12 protein-coding genes and 1 pseudogene are annotated in these 14291 nt (G+C 51.6%); 9 read left to right on the top strand and 4 right to left on the bottom strand.

What is annotated here, in order from left to right:
• Window positions 1–5: 5 nt before the first annotated feature.
• From K7P01_RS17080 to K7P01_RS17055, 7 genes and pseudogenes are all read left to right on the top strand, one after another.
• Window positions 6–992, top strand: coding sequence for an ABC transporter ATP-binding protein (locus K7P01_RS17080; protein ID WP_267295197.1), 987 nt, complete (start codon window positions 6–8; stop codon window positions 990–992).
• Window positions 993–1118: 126 nt separating this feature from the next.
• The gene (locus tag K7P01_RS17075; protein ID WP_267295195.1) at window positions 1119–1859 is read left to right on the top strand and encodes a hypothetical protein; all 741 of its coding nucleotides are present in this window, start codon (window positions 1119–1121) and stop codon (window positions 1857–1859) included.
• Window positions 1860–2206: 347 nt separating this feature from the next.
• On the top strand, window positions 2207–3856 hold the full coding sequence (gene glgP, locus K7P01_RS17070; RefSeq protein ID WP_267295193.1) for an alpha-glucan family phosphorylase: 1650 nt from the start codon (window positions 2207–2209) through the stop codon (window positions 3854–3856).
• 216 nt (window positions 3857–4072) lie between these two features.
• Window positions 4073–4486 (top strand): annotated as a pseudogene (locus K7P01_RS32155) (DUF6934 family protein); the annotation flags it as partial.
• Window positions 4487–4949: 463 nt separating this feature from the next.
• Window positions 4950–8006 (top strand): SusC/RagA family TonB-linked outer membrane protein, encoded by a 3057-nt coding sequence (locus K7P01_RS17065; protein ID WP_267295191.1) that lies wholly within the window; start codon window positions 4950–4952, stop codon window positions 8004–8006.
• Window positions 8007–8025: 19 nt separating this feature from the next.
• Window positions 8026–9468, top strand: a complete 1443-nt coding sequence (locus tag K7P01_RS17060; RefSeq protein ID WP_267295189.1) for a SusD/RagB family nutrient-binding outer membrane lipoprotein — start codon at window positions 8026–8028, stop codon at window positions 9466–9468.
• A gap of 32 nt (window positions 9469–9500) precedes the next feature.
• Entirely contained in the window at window positions 9501–9965 is a 465-nt protein-coding gene (locus tag K7P01_RS17055; protein WP_267295187.1) for a hypothetical protein, read from the top strand.
• A 72-nt stretch (window positions 9966–10037) separates the two neighbouring features.
• Here K7P01_RS17055 and K7P01_RS17050 read toward each other — a convergent pair whose 3' ends face one another.
• Genes K7P01_RS17050 through K7P01_RS17035 form a run of 4 tightly spaced genes read right to left on the bottom strand, consistent with a single transcriptional unit; the run spans window position 10038 to window position 13004 of the window.
• Entirely contained in the window at window positions 10038–10901 is an 864-nt protein-coding gene (locus K7P01_RS17050; RefSeq protein WP_267295185.1) for a ChaN family lipoprotein, read from the bottom strand.
• A gap of 19 nt (window positions 10902–10920) precedes the next feature.
• A complete protein-coding gene (folB, locus tag K7P01_RS17045) occupies window positions 10921–11286 on the bottom strand; it encodes a dihydroneopterin aldolase (RefSeq protein ID WP_267295183.1) in 366 nt (121 codons plus the stop codon).
• Window positions 11283–12080 carry a DivIVA domain-containing protein gene (locus K7P01_RS17040; RefSeq protein ID WP_267295181.1) on the bottom strand — a complete coding sequence of 266 codons (798 nt, stop codon included), beginning with the start codon at window positions 12078–12080 and terminating at the stop codon, window positions 11283–11285. The genes folB and K7P01_RS17040 overlap by 4 nt, the downstream gene beginning before the upstream one ends.
• A gap of 12 nt (window positions 12081–12092) precedes the next feature.
• Window positions 12093–13004, bottom strand: a complete 912-nt coding sequence (locus K7P01_RS17035; protein ID WP_267295179.1) for a WD40 repeat domain-containing protein — start codon at window positions 13002–13004, stop codon at window positions 12093–12095.
• Window positions 13005–13067: 63 nt separating this feature from the next.
• Between K7P01_RS17035 and K7P01_RS17030 the strand changes: the two genes are divergently transcribed.
• Both K7P01_RS17030 and K7P01_RS17025 read left to right on the top strand, forming a co-directional pair.
• The gene (locus tag K7P01_RS17030) at window positions 13068–13697 is read left to right on the top strand and encodes a 4'-phosphopantetheinyl transferase family protein (protein WP_267295177.1); all 630 of its coding nucleotides are present in this window, start codon (window positions 13068–13070) and stop codon (window positions 13695–13697) included.
• Window positions 13694–14257, top strand: a complete 564-nt coding sequence (locus tag K7P01_RS17025) for a redoxin domain-containing protein (RefSeq protein WP_267295175.1) — start codon at window positions 13694–13696, stop codon at window positions 14255–14257. The genes K7P01_RS17030 and K7P01_RS17025 overlap by 4 nt, the downstream gene beginning before the upstream one ends.
• The last annotated feature ends 34 nt before the right edge of the window (window positions 14258–14291 follow it).

Below are 14291 nucleotides of genomic sequence, written 5' to 3'. Positions count from 1 at the left end.
TTATTATGTCTCCCGACACACCGACCATAGCGCTCCAAACACACGCCCTGTCCACCGGCTACAACAACCCTGTGCTGCACCTGCTGGAAAACATGTCGCTTACGCTGCATGCGGGTGAGCTCGTCTGTCTAATGGGGCCAAACGGAGTGGGCAAGTCTACGCTGATGCGTACCCTGGCCGGGTTACAACGTCCGCTCGCCGGCAGCGTTACCCTGGAGGGAGGCCCGGGTATGCCGCCGGAGCACCAGGTGGCAGTGGTCCTGACGGAGAAGATCGCCGGCGTGAACATGACGGTATACGAGCTCGTCACCTTCGGACGCTATCCGTACCTGGACTGGAACATGCGCTTGCGCGAAGAAGATAAAAAAATCATTGGCCAGGCGATCTCCCAAACACGCATTCACGGCTTTACGCACAAAAAACTATACGAGCTCAGCGACGGTCAGTTACAACTGGTAATGATTGCGCGCGCCCTGGCACAAGATACGGCGGTCATCCTCCTCGACGAGCCCACGGCCCACCTCGACCTCAACAACCGCGTCGAGATCATGAAGCTGCTGCAACGGCTGGCACGCGAAACCGGCAAAGCAATACTGGTCGCCACCCATGAACTGGACCTGGCGCTGCAAACGGCCGACATCCTGTGGGTTGCCGGCAAAGACAAAACACTTCTTACCGGTCTACCGGAAGACCTGGTATTGCAAGGCACCCTCGATGAGATCTTTCAACTAAAAGGCTACGACCTCAAAACGGGTCAAATATACCATACTGCCTTCCGTAACAAGACCGTGGCCCTGCACGGCGAGGGATATCTATACCGTTGGACCCGTAACGCGCTCGAGCGGAATGGCTATAACATCGCGGCGTCCACCCCTACCGATGTCACCCTTACGATTGAACCAGGTGACCGCCCCGCCTGGCAACTGCGCCGGGGTACCGCAACGAATCTATACTATTCATTAGGGGAACTACTAAAGGCGCTCCCTAAATAAATTTTTCCACCCCTACACACATCTTTTTACGAGCGTGGCACGTTATATGTAGCGTCAACAACGTTCTGAAAATAAAGTTATCTTTGCAACAAGTCCCTCGCTAGCCATAGTAATCAAATTCAACACATGATACCAGTTAACAAGCTACCGCACCTTGCATTTTTATTTTTGATTGTGTCACTCTCTTCCTGTGTCGACGATGAGCCTAAAGCCAGTTTTATGGTAGAGCAGGATCCCGAAAACAAACCCCTTTATGCCACGTTCACCAGCACCTCCAAACATGCGGAGTCCCTGCGCTGGCATATTGAAGGAAACTATGTTACATCGCCAGTGCTGGAGTATCATTTTGATGCAGCGGGCACTTATAACATTGAATTGGAGATCACCAACGAGGACGGAGAGATCGACCGCGTAACACAAGCCGTGGAGATTCCCTACATGGACCCCTGCGGTGACCACTGGAAGGGAAAAGACCAGGAAATCTTTGATGAATATTTCGAAGAAAACAACATTACCCCGCTTGGCAATATTGAGGTCGGACCGCAATATGTTATTGCAGAAACCGGAAACGAAAAAAGAGTAACAGACAATTTGAGCCAACGCGTGATGACCCAGCAAGTCTTCTATTACCTCGACGGCACAGTCGCCTTTGCTACCACCCGCGAACCCAGGTACGAAGAATATGGTCGTTTTTCACCGGAAATTATCGAAGCTATCAAACTTGTTGGCGAAGGCGGTAAGATTAACTTCTTCTATAACTCTTGCGAGGGGTTTGGCGCCAGCTCAGTTCATGGCATCCCCCCCTATACGCCGCTCATTTGGCAGTTAGAACTGATCGTCATTGGAGGACTCCCCTGCCAGTGTTAGCTGGCATTATACCTCGACATAGAATTTCGAAATCTCGCAGCATGCCTTAGCGTACGTGTGGGACTTTGGAGATAATACGAACTCCAAAGTCTCACACATGCTTACGGGCAAGGCGGCAAGAACAAATCTAAGGACATAGGCCCCCGTCAGGCACTTGTGGTAATTCCACTCCACAGCAACGTGCAGCCTTAATCGTCTCTCTTTCTGTTAAAATAACAAAAGCCTCTTGACAGGCGAATCAATCGTTTGCAACGATCGCGTGTAAGGTCCCACCCAAAATTCCTGAAACTGTTTACGCTACGTTTTATTAGTTTGTCGTTTCTACACCTAATAGAAGCGTACCACCCATGACGAAATTGACGGATCTATTCCCATATGCCTTTGACGAGCGTTACAAAAAGCCCGTCGCGTACTTCTCCATGGAGTTTGCCGTAGACCAGCCCCTGAAGATCTATAGCGGCGGTCTCGGTTTCCTGGCCGGTTCGCACCTGCGCAGCGGCTACGAGTTGAAACAAAACATGATCGGTATCGGCATTCTGTGGAAGAAAGGTTACTACGACCAGGAACGCAACCAGGATCAAACGCTGCGCGTGAACTTCCGCGACAAAGACTATCACTTCCTGATCGATACGCACATCGTATTCCCCATCACCATACACGGTTCGCGGGTATACGTAAAAGCTTATCTGCTCAAGCCCGAGGTATTCAACACGGTGCCGTTGTTTTTGTTAACCACCGACATTCCCGAGAACGACTACCTGGCTCAAACGATCAGCCACCGTCTCTACGACCCCAACGAAACGACTCGCATTGCGCAGTCCATCTTACTGGGCATCGGTGGCGCCAAGCTGCTGGACGTACTGGAGCGCGAGACAGAAATCTACCACATGAACGAAGGCCACGCCCTGCCGCTGTGTTTCTACCTGCTCGACAAATACAAGAGCTTGCTGGAAGTGCGAAAGCGCGTGGTCTTCACCACGCACACGCCCGAGAAAGCCGGCAACGAAGAGCACAGCGTGCCGCTGCTCAATAGCATGAGCTTCTTCAACGGCCTCACGCAAAAGCAAGTAGACGAGTACGTACAGCCGGAGAACGGCGTATTAAATTATACACTGACGGCGTTGCGCCTGGCACGCCGCGCCAACGGCGTATCGCAGCTGCACGGCGAAGTGTCGCGCAAGATGTGGGGCGACTACGGCAGCATCTGTGAGATCACTGCCATTACCAACGCCCAGAACAAAACATACTGGAGCGATCCGGCAATGGACAAGGCCCTGGCCGAAGGAAACGACCAGGCGTTGATTGCGCGTAAAAAGGAATTGAAGTATAAACTCTTCCGCACCGTCGCCAACCAAACCGGCAAGCTCTTCAACGAGAATGTATTGACGATGGTGTGGGCCCGTCGCTTCGCGGCGTACAAACGCGCCAACCTGTTGCTGGCGGACTATAATCGCTTCCTGCGCATTGCGCAGAACGCCAAATATCCCATTCAGATTATCTGGGCCGGCAAGCCTTACCCGGAGGACTACAACGCCATCAACATCTTCAACGAAATATACTGGAAGACCAAAGACCTGCCCAACTGCACAGTGGTAACAGGCTACGAGCTCTGGTTATCTGGGCACTTAAAAAAAGGCTCTGACCTTTGGCTTAACAACCCACGCCTGTATCATGAGGCTTCGGGCACGTCAGGTATGACGGCTGCGATGAATGGTTCGATCAACGTGTCAATACCGGATGGTTGGGTGCCGGAGTTTGCGCAGCATGGCAAGAATGCGTTTATCATTCCCACGGCGAATGATTTGCTGACAACGGAATCAAAGGACAAGCTGGAAGGAAATGCACTGCTCGACCTATTGGAGCATGAGATTATCCCAATGTATTATGAGCAGCCGGCCAAGTGGCGTGGAATAATGAAAGCGAGTATGAGTGGCGTGTCGCCGATGTTCGACTCGGGACGCATGGCAGACGAATATTATACCAAGCTGTATAGCTAAAAAAACTAAGAGTAAAAAAAAGAAATGGGTTGTTATGTTCTTCATAGCAGCCCATTTCTTTTTTTAATACTGCTATTTCCCCAAAAAATATTATTTCTAAATGTTCCAAAACTGCATAAACTATAGATAAATTCGTAGAGAAGACATAACCCGTTGTAGTAATTAAAATCCGTTAGCTGCCATGAGATATGAAAGTATCAACTTTTCACTGTTGGTGAAGAGTATGCATCATTTGATTTTGTCAGCAATGGTCCCCGAGGGGCAGTCCATAAAAGAATTGTCTTTATTCAAACATCCAACCCACCTGTTTTTAACCTGGCATTTGGTGATCTCGAACCGGACAGCGGCAAAGTCAATGATAAGGTAATAACAAACAATGGTGATCGCGACAAGGTATTGGCCACAATTGCAGGAGTTATTGACCGTTACACCATGCGATACCCAGATAGGTGGATATTAATTGAAGGGAGTACAGCATCGCGAACGCGTCTATATAGAATGATTATAACGGTCAATTTAAAAGAACTATCGAAGACATTTAACATCTTCGGAATTATTGCATCCGACACAATCGTGCCATTCACAAGTGGCCGCCGATTTCAGGCTTTTTTGATTAAACGAAGGAATTAAGTAACTTTATAACATGAAAATCTTCAATACAGAAGTAAAGATTAAAATCATAGTTGATAAGCGTTTGAACGGACTAGACGTTGCCAGTATGATAGACCCTGAGAAATTAGCCAGGGCAAATGAATTAGCTCGATGTATTAAATTGCCTGATACCTCTTCGAAGTCGAAAGGATAAACAAAACTCTTAATCGAGTTAAGCGGGTTGCCATGTGATACATAGCAACCCGCTTTATTTAATGGCGCAATTTAGTCATAGCTTTCAACGACTATACATACGGGTTGCTATGTTCATGCATGGCAGCCTTTTTTATTTCCAGTGATTTCCCTAAAACGTTTTCAGCTCTGAGGTTGTGAAATTTGTTGTGGAAGTGCTTCTACACATCTTGCTATTCATGCACCGAGGGCCTTACCTTTCATAAGGACCCTGTGTCCAAACCCTTTCATTAACCTAAATCCTATGAGCATGAAAAGACTGCTACTGCTAGCAGGCATCCTTGCGATGATAGTGTATTCGCCTGTGTATGCCCAGACAACCACCATCACTGGTACGGTCACAGATGTTGAAAGCGGAGGCGCCATGCCTGGCGTCAATGTCTCGTTAAAGGGAACAACCCGAGGAACGATTACGGATGCCGCGGGTGCTTTCTCCCTCGACGTTCCTCCCGACGCTGTTTTGACGATCAGCTTTATTGGCTACAAGAGTCAGGAAGTTACTGTTGGCAGCAATACAACAGTTGCCATACAGCTTGCTGTGGATGTAACGGCACTGTCGGAAGTCGTCGTTACGGCCCTCGGTGTCAAGCAAGAGAAGCGCGCGCTCGGGTACGCGGCGCAGGAATTGAAGGGCGCCGAGCTCGCGAATACACGGCCGACGAATATTGTCACCGCGCTTCAGGGTAAAGTAGCAGGCGTACGCATTCAGAATTCCGGCGGCGCGCCGGGGGCTGGTACCAGCATTCTGATACGGGGTGTTACGTCGTTGAACTCGGGGCAAAATAATCAACCGCTTTTTGTTATCGATGGCGTGCCGATAAGCAACGAAACAATTGCCGCGAATGTGCTGCCAAGTTCGGGTTCGGTGGCAACCACCAGCACCGAACAGTACTCGTTCAGCAACCGCGCCATCGATATTAATCCCGACGATACCGAATCGCTCAACGTCTTGAAAGGTCCCGCCGCGACGGCGCTCTATGGCTTACGCGCTTCCAATGGCGCGGTCATGATCACCACCAAACGAGGAAAGGCCGGCAAGCCGCAGATTTCTTATACCGGTTCTGTAGGGTGGGATGAGGTCAATAAAACTCCAGGCATTCAGCGTGCGTACCGCGAGGGCGCGTCCGGGGTTAAACGCATGGGTGTACCGGGTGCCGGAACACCGTTTCAAACGTTCGGCCCATCCGTTACCGAAGACGATGTGCTGTATGACAATTTCAAGAACTTCTTCCAGACCGGCACGCGCTTCAGCAACAACCTGAGTGTCTCCGGCGGAAACGACAAAGCCAACTTCTTCACGTCTGTTTCTCATTTGAAACAGGAGGGCATTGTTCCTAACTCGGACTGGGCGCGCACGTCGGTAAGATTTAGCGGCAACGCTACCTTGTCCGACCGGCTAACGTTGCGAGGCGGTGTGACCTATACTAATTCCGGTGGTCTGCGTCCACAGGGAGGCGATAAATCGATCATGAGTGCCCTCAACTATCACACAACATCGGCCGATGTTAATGACTATATCAATCCCGACGGTTCGATTAAAAGCTATGCGGGTACGACCATCGATAACCCGCGTTACCTGGCTGAATTCAGCACGATGGAGGACGATGTGAACCGCATTATCACGTATGCTGGCGCCAACGTAAAGATCCTCGACTGGCTGGAGGCCGACTATCAGCTTGGACTGGATTATTATGGCGACCAGCGTGTGCGCATTGCGCCCGTGGGGCTTGACATCTCTACGGCCGCCGGGGGATTTATGGTTGAAGAACGGCTTCTTTATCGCGAAATCAACTCGAATTTTCTGCTTACCGCGCGGCACTCGTTCAGCGAAGATCTCAAAGGGTCGATCATGGTTGGGAACAATGTTCTTGACATTCACTCCAATCAGCTGAATGTACGAGGTGAGAAGTTTGGCATGAAAGGATTTTACGATCTTACCAACACCGCGAATAAGTTTACGACGGAATCCGACCTGGTGCGGCGGCTGATCGGCGTATTTGGTGATGCCAAGCTGGAGTATAAAAGCATGTTGTACGTCAGTGTTACCGGGCGTAACGACTTTTCCTCCACGCTGCCGATACAAAACCGGTCTTTCTTTTATCCGTCGATCAGCGCCGGGTATGTCTTCACAGAATCACTGGGGCTGAGTTCCAATCCTACATTCAACTACGGCAAAATTCGTGCTTCCTGGGCGGAGGTAGGAAAAGACGCACAGGCCTATCAAATTGGTCAGTATTACCAACTGGCGCTTGGTTTCCCGTTCAATGGCGTCAACGGTTTCCGTCAAAGTACAACCTATGGCGCAGCGAATCTTGAGCCTGAAAGAACCCGCTCGCTTGAACTGGGAGCGGAGTTGAAATTCTTCAATAACCGGCTTTCACTCGACGCTACATACTACCGGGCCATGAGCACGAACCAAATTACCGAGATACCAGTCACCAATGTATCGGGCCTGGCATTGTACGTTACGAACGCCGGTAAAATCCGCAACCAGGGTGTCGAGCTCCTGCTTACCGGCACCCCGGTGCGCACCGGTAATTTTAGCTGGGATGTTTCGCTGAACTGGTCTGCCAACCGGAACAGGATTATCACGATGCCCGCCGGTATCAATGAGATCATGTTTATGGATGATCGCATTGCCAACAAGTTTGTGCGGGGCGGTTCGATTGCCGATCTCTATGGCCGTCCGTATCGCCGAAACGATCAGGGCGAGCTGATACTCGATGCCGACGGTTATCCTGCTTTTACCGATACCTATGTAAAAGTAGGAAATGCCTTGCCCGACTGGATGGGCGGCCTGACAAATACGCTAAGCTGGAAAGGTCTGTCGTTGTCTTTCCTGATCGAAATGCGGGAAGGGGGTGATGCTTACGACACCGGCATGCGCAACCGCATACGCAACGGTGTGGACGAGCGCACCGTACCGCGCAACATCGATGTGCTCTTCCAGGGCGTCACCGCCGATGGTTCGCCCAACACCCGGTCGGTGCGCATCGATGGCGATACGTATTACCGGGTGGCTGCGCGTTATGCCGATGTCGCGGAGGTCCTTCTTCAAGATGCGTCGTGGCTGCGCCTGCGCAGCGCCACCTTTTCGTATACGTTTGGCCGAAGCGTACTGGCCAATACACCACTTACTTCGCTTACACTGTCGGCCGCCGGTAACAACCTGTTGCTGTTCACACCTTTCAAGGGCTTTGACCCCGAGGGTAGCTCCTATGGCTCGGGAAGCAATTCGCTCGGTTACACGGGGCTGAACATCCCCATGACCCGCAGCCTGACCTTTACTGTAAGTGCCAATTTCTGACCTCTAACCATCAATCTATATGATGCACAACATTGCCCTAAAAATAAGCAGCGCGCTGACGGTCATTATTCTGCTCACTGCCTGCGACAACTACCTGGATACGAATATCGATCCGAACCGTACCCCAACAGTCACGCTGGAGGCGCTGCTGGCGCCCTGTATCGACGCCACCAGTAACAACCATTACCTGGCCGCCTTTACTACAGGCCAGTTCACGCAGCACCTGGCGTCGTATTTCCCCGGGGGGACCGATTCCTACGAGGAGACACGTATGGCCACTACGTGGGTCGGAATCTACCTGACAGCCCTTACCAACCTGGATGTTTTGGTTGACCAGGCAGAAGAGCAGAGCTCGCCATATTATGCAGGCATCGGCAAGATTCTGCAGGCCATCAATCTTGGTATAGCAACCGATACCTGGGAAGATGTACCTTTCTCCGATGCCTTTCAGGGCGAGAATGGCCTGACACCCGACTATGACAGCCAGGAGCAGATCTATCAAACCATCAATACACTGCTCGACGAGGCCATTGCCGACCTGCAACAACCCACTTCGCTTTTCAAACCTGCGGCCGACGATCTCATCTTTGGCGGAAAGCTCGTGAACTGGGTAAAAGTGGCCTATACATTAAAGGCCCGCTATGCCATGCACCTGACGAACCGCGATCAGAATGCAGCGACGTCGGCTGCCCTGGCGGCACTTTCGCTAGGCATCAGCCTGGCGACAGAAGATCTCCAACTAACATATAACACGGTTAACCGCAATCCCTGGTATAACAATGTATCGTCGCCCATCACTACCGGAAACTTTACCGTGGGCCCATCGGAACAGATCATTAGCCTGATGAACGGCACCTATTACGACGTGATCGATCCCCGTCTCCCGAAAATGTTCGACAATCAGGGTGCTGCCACCTATAGCGGACTGACCAATGGATTGGCTACCGGCGGAAATAGCCGGCTAAGCGTCAACACCTGGTACGCAGCCCAGACAGCGCCGCTGCTGATGGTTACCCTGATCGAAGCCAGGTTTCTCGAAGCCGAAGCACGCTTTCTGCAAAACGGCGGTACGACCACCTCTGTTGGTACCACGCAGGAAGCGTATGATGCCTATATCGCCGGCATTACCGCACACTTCGCCAAGCTGGGACTCGACCCCGCCGCGTATCTCGCCAATACCGACGAGGTCGCTGTCGGCAAGGACAATCTTACACTCGAGCTGATCTTAAAAGAGAAATACATTGCCATGTTCCTGAACCCTGAAGCGTGGGTCGACGTGCGGCGTCATCAATACAACGATACGTTGTACAGGGGCATGGAGCTACCGGGCAATTACAACAGCAACCTCAACAACGAGTTTGTCCGCCGCGTGCTATACCCCTTCGACGAGATCAACCGCAACAGCGCATCCGTCACGCCGCATATCAAGACTATGGAAATAAAAATGTGGTGGGAAGAATAATTTATCGATATACGATTAAAAAGCATTCAATCATGAATATACATACGCTAACAACAACCCTGATCCTTCTTGTCAGTCTTTCCGCTTGCTATGAAGAGGATGACAACGACAAGGTGCTCTTCGACCATGCCACATCCGGCAAAGGCTACTACCCGGTATCCTCCAATACGTTCTCGAACCTGAACAATCCCACCAACACCACCTGGCGTTACACCGGAGGTTCCAACCTGGCCCTGGAGCTGGTGTACTGGACGGAGGACCGTATAAAGGAAGTAAACATGTATGCCACTGTGGGCGCCACCCCCCGAGAAAAAGTATACTCAGGCCAATATGCGGAGATTGCGGCTTTTTCAAGAATGAAGTCTGCCGACACCCTTATTTTGCGCTACACCGTGCCAACCGTTGCTGCAGAAACAACGATTAAACTCGAAATGGAAATTATAAATGAAAACACGCTGACGCTCACCAGAAGCCGCAATGTAACGGCTATTCCTTAGCGGGTAGACTCAAAACAAAAAGCGGTAGTTGCCAGTGAGCAACTACCGCTTTTCCTATAAATTAAGATAATACTAATACGTTTTCGTCATGTCCTTCGGAATGGCAATAATAAAATCTGCCGCCCCACGATTCTCATTTTCCAGATCATCGATCGAAGCTTGCTCCACGGAGTGGATCGTTACAATCTTCACGTCCGGCGCAGCCTTCTTTAAATACCAGACAATGCCTTCGAAATTCTTCGAGTGGTATGCTCCATGGTAGTGCACCAAAAGCCCCTTCCGGTTCTTAAGAATAAAATACGCCATTGTCGCATCCTTCACGGCCTGCGACTTCGCCATGTTATCATTCGCCGGCACACCACCGTGCCCACCCATTGCCGCGGCACCCATGCTCTTGTAGCCTGGCAAGGTCAGATCAATCTCGATCGGCAGTGGCGCGATCCATTTCTTTGCGTCCTCCGGCAGGGTCTGCAACGCTTCGATGCCCTTGCGGTATACCAGGTTGGCATAGCGGCGCGGTGGGTTTGTAGCGATGGCTGGGAGTTTCTTCTCTTTGGCAAACTCGATCAGCGGCTTGTAGTCCGTCTTATAGTTTTCCCACACTTTGGCCTCGTTCAGCAAGTGGCGCTCTTCGATTACACCAGTGAGATATTCGTCCAGTACAAGCTGGTCGTCAGCCTCAAACATTTCGAAGCCCAACACAAGGTCGTTGCGTAGCGCATAAAGATCTTTGGCTACCTGCAGCTCGAGCCAGTGGTCCAGAGAATTATCGTGCAGCTCGCCTACGAGCACGATGTCTGCCTTGGCGAGAGCTTTGATCATTTTGGTATAGTCTATTCCCTTGCCTTCCCGGGTAAACAGTTTATAAGCAGGTTTGTCCTGTGCCTGGGTCGTTGTGATGACCAGGAGGAGCAGGCAGGCGATACACGTTCGCATAGAAGAAAAATAAAGTCCGTTATTCACCGCGGCGACGGATCACGGTAACCGACGATCGCCGGCACTTGCCGCCAATGGGTGGGTTCAGCTTGGAGAGCTTCACCTCCACGGCGCTTGCAGTCGACCATGTGTGTAAGACGTCGTTGGCAATCTTGGCCACGACGGTTTCCAGCAGTTTGGAGGGTTTGTTCATTTCCTCCTGGACGATCCGGAAAAGGGTTTCGTAATTAACGGTTCCGTTCAGGTCGTCTTCGGCTGCGGCCTGACTGAAATCGGTATCCACGACGACGTCTACTTCGAACCAGTTGCCCGATTCGCGTTCATGGGGATATACACCGTGAAAAGCATGGAACTCGAGCCCCTCGAGCGCTACACGTCCGATCATGCAATCTCGTCAAAGAAAGACTTCAGCACCTTTCTGGCAGGCGCTACAGCTACCGGTGCCGACTCTACCAGCACGGCGACGGGCTGTGGCTCGACCACGACCTCTTTCTCCACCAGCTGTACAACGTGCTGGGTGCTGATCATCTGCTCGGTGTGAATGTGGGTGATCGCCGCCACCGGTTCGGGGCGCAGGATCTTTTCGCCATAGTTATTCGGGAAGGCAATTTTGCGGGCCTCGCGGCGTGCCGTCACCAGGTGTTGGTCGGCATCGAACTCTTTGGTGTGATTCCGCGCACGCTCTACGCGCTCCAGGGTCTCGTTGCCCAGGCGCTTCAGGTCGGCCAGCAGGTCTTCGCGTGAAGACTCCAGTTTCTTATAGTTTTCTACCAGCATCTTGAGACGTTCTTCCATTTCGGCTACGATCTCTTTTGCGCGCTGGTCGGATTCTTCGATGGTATCTTTTGCCTTGGTCTTAGCCTCGTGCATAATGGCGTCCGCCCGCATCTGCGTTTCTTTCATGTGAAGGTCCGCAGAAAGGCGTGCCTGCTCGATGACGTTGGCGCCGGTGTCTTCGGCAGTCTTGAGGGTCTTGTACAACGAGCTCTCTACTTCGCGCAGTTTGTTTACTTCGCGTTCGGTGGCTTCGAGCTTAATGCGGAGTTCTTTGTTATCGTCCTGGATGCGTTCCCATTCCTGCGAAAGCGTCTGTAAAAAACCGTTAACTTCATCGATCTGATACCCCCGGAAGTTCTTCTCGAACGTCTTCTGGCGTATTTCAAGTGGTGTTACTCGCATAAGTATATAAGTTTAAAAAATGATGTTCCAGACTGATATTGTACGGTCGTCACTTGCGCTGAGCAGCAGATTGTGATGGTGTGTCCATAACACTTTGTTTACGGAAGTACCATGCCCTGCATGCCGCGACCGGTCTATGACCTTGAGCAGCTTCAACTCTTCCATACTCCACACTTTCAAGGACTTATCCATGCTACAAGTTACGAAATGTTTGTTATCCGGGCTAAAATCAAGGTGATTTATCGCATACATATGCGCTACGACCTCCGCCGCTTGCGCGTATCGGGCCTGGACATCCCACATTTTCAACCGTGCATCACGCGCACCGCTCAGCAAAAAATGACCGTCGGATGTGTACCGGACGGTGAATACTGATTTTCCGTGCGCCTTCCATTCGTGCTTCAACTGCAATGCAGGATCGTAAATCCGAATGCTGTCGTCGCTGTACCCTACCGCCACATCACCGTTTACCGGATTCAGACTGATCGTTCGCGCGCTTTTGTCCGATGCCTGATGCCGGGCCACGATGGTGAGTGACGACACATGTACCTTTAAAATCGTGCCATCGCCGGTGCCGACGTACACAAAATCACCGGATTGCTGTATATCAAAGATGGCAGCCTTCGTCAATTGTAACGACCCGGTCTCTTTTTTATTCTCCCAGTCCAGCAAATGGATGCCTTCGTAGTTATGCCCCGCTACCAACTGGCCGGAGGCATGATGGTACGCCAGGGCATAGACTGAATTGGGCAGCTTGGCAATCAGCTCGCCGTTCTCGGGATCGTTCAGATCCCACGTCACCACCATGCCGTCGCCTGCACCGGAAAAAAAGCGCTGCGCTGCGCCTGAGCCGGTCAGGGTGTATACACAATCGCGATGCCCCTTAAGGGTGTGCTGCTTGACGACTTCTATCTTGCCCTCCATCCTGAATTAAACGGCCAAAGTTCTAACTTTCGGCATGTTTTCTAATAAGATGTCCGTAAAATAATGGGACTTGAAAAGATCGAGACAAGTCCCGGCCGCGTGCTGGCGCTGTGGCACATTAACGAAGACGAATCCACGCTGGCCGCGCACCTGGGCGAAGACGCCCCCGAAAACGTCACCAACGCGCAAAAACGGCTGGAATGGCTGGCCGGTCGCGTACTGGTGAAAGAGGCACTCCTGTCCCTCCACCTCCCCTATCGCGGCCTTATCAAGGATGCCTTTGGCAAGCCCTTCCCGGTGGGCCATGACTATCAGCTCTCATTGAGCCACTCGTTTCCCTATGCCGCTGTGTTGCTGGATGCGCATCAGTCTGTCGGCATCGACCTGGAGCAACCGAAAGAAAAACTGCTGCGCATTGCCCCGCGCATGTTTCACCCGACGGAGCTAGCCGACGCCGGCACGGACCTGATCAAGCTGTGCATCTATTGGTGCGCGAAGGAAGCGTTGATAAAAGTGTATGGGAAGAAAGACCTCACCTTCGCAAAAAGCCTGTTAGTGGCCCCGTTTTCGCGGAAAACCGAGGGCGAGATAGTTGGCAGCATTATTGTCGATAACGAGGAAAGGGTAATACCTTTATGCTACACGGTCACCCCGGACTTTGTCCTGGTATTCAATAAAGCCACCACACTATGAAAAAGCTCATTTTCCTTTTTGCCGCGGCTGCAGCTTCTCTGGCGGTACACGCCCAGGAAGTAAAAGACTTTAGCCTTGTCAACGTCGCCAATGGCAAGACCGTATCCCTGAACACATACCCCTCTTGTGCGGGCATCGTGATTTTGTTTACCAGCAACGCCTGTCCGTATGATGAATATTACCGCGGCCGCATTGAAAAGCTGGCGCGCGAGTACCAGGACAAGGTGCCTGTCTTGCTGGTCAACTCACACAACGATCCCAACGAGTCGATTGATAATATGAAAAAGAAGGCTGCGGGTTGGTCGTTGCCGTACCTGGCGGATAAGGACCAGGTGTTGATGACCAGTCTGGGCGTTGCGAAAAGCCCTTCGGCGTACTTGTTGAAGAATAACGGTGGTAAATTTATTCTGATCTATAGCGGGGCAATCGATGATAATGCGCAGGTGGAAGCCGACGTACGCCACCATCACTTGAAAGATGCTATTGACATCATGCTGGCCAACCAAAAAGTGGCCACGGCGGAAGTACGCCCTGCGGGGTGTAGTATTCGCAAGAAATAGGCTATACACCATTCAAATAAAAAACCCCGGGTAG

This window comes from Parachryseolinea silvisoli (genome assembly GCF_021190955.1).
Classification (GTDB): Bacteria; Bacteroidota; Bacteroidia; order Cytophagales; family Cyclobacteriaceae; genus Ohtaekwangia; species Ohtaekwangia silvisoli.
The sequence above is the reverse complement of the archived record's forward strand: the minus strand, read 5'-3'. Positions and strand labels throughout refer to the sequence as shown.

Bases quoted from the DNA above. Each gene is read 5' to 3' on its own strand.
- K7P01_RS17060 (WP_267295189.1), top strand. From the start codon at position 8,026: ATGATGCACAACATTGCCCTAAAAATAAGCAGCGCGCTGACGGTCATT.
- K7P01_RS17075 (WP_267295195.1), top strand. From the start codon at position 1,119: ATGATACCAGTTAACAAGCTACCGCACCTTGCATTTTTATTTTTGATT.
- K7P01_RS17035 (WP_267295179.1), bottom strand. From the start codon at position 13,004: ATGGAGGGCAAGATAGAAGTCGTCAAGCAGCACACCCTTAAGGGGCAT.
- K7P01_RS17030 (WP_267295177.1), top strand. From the start codon at position 13,068: ATGGGACTTGAAAAGATCGAGACAAGTCCCGGCCGCGTGCTGGCGCTG.
- K7P01_RS17025 (WP_267295175.1), top strand. From the start codon at position 13,694: ATGAAAAAGCTCATTTTCCTTTTTGCCGCGGCTGCAGCTTCTCTGGCG.
- K7P01_RS17055 (WP_267295187.1), top strand. From the start codon at position 9,501: ATGAATATACATACGCTAACAACAACCCTGATCCTTCTTGTCAGTCTT.
- glgP (WP_267295193.1), top strand. From the start codon at position 2,207: ATGACGAAATTGACGGATCTATTCCCATATGCCTTTGACGAGCGTTAC.
- K7P01_RS17040 (WP_267295181.1), bottom strand. From the start codon at position 12,080: ATGCGAGTAACACCACTTGAAATACGCCAGAAGACGTTCGAGAAGAAC.
- folB (WP_267295183.1), bottom strand. From the start codon at position 11,286: ATGATCGGACGTGTAGCGCTCGAGGGGCTCGAGTTCCATGCTTTTCAC.
- K7P01_RS17050 (WP_267295185.1), bottom strand. From the start codon at position 10,901: ATGCGAACGTGTATCGCCTGCCTGCTCCTCCTGGTCATCACAACGACC.
- K7P01_RS17065 (WP_267295191.1), top strand. From the start codon at position 4,950: ATGAAAAGACTGCTACTGCTAGCAGGCATCCTTGCGATGATAGTGTAT.
- K7P01_RS17080 (WP_267295197.1), top strand. From the start codon at position 6: ATGTCTCCCGACACACCGACCATAGCGCTCCAAACACACGCCCTGTCC.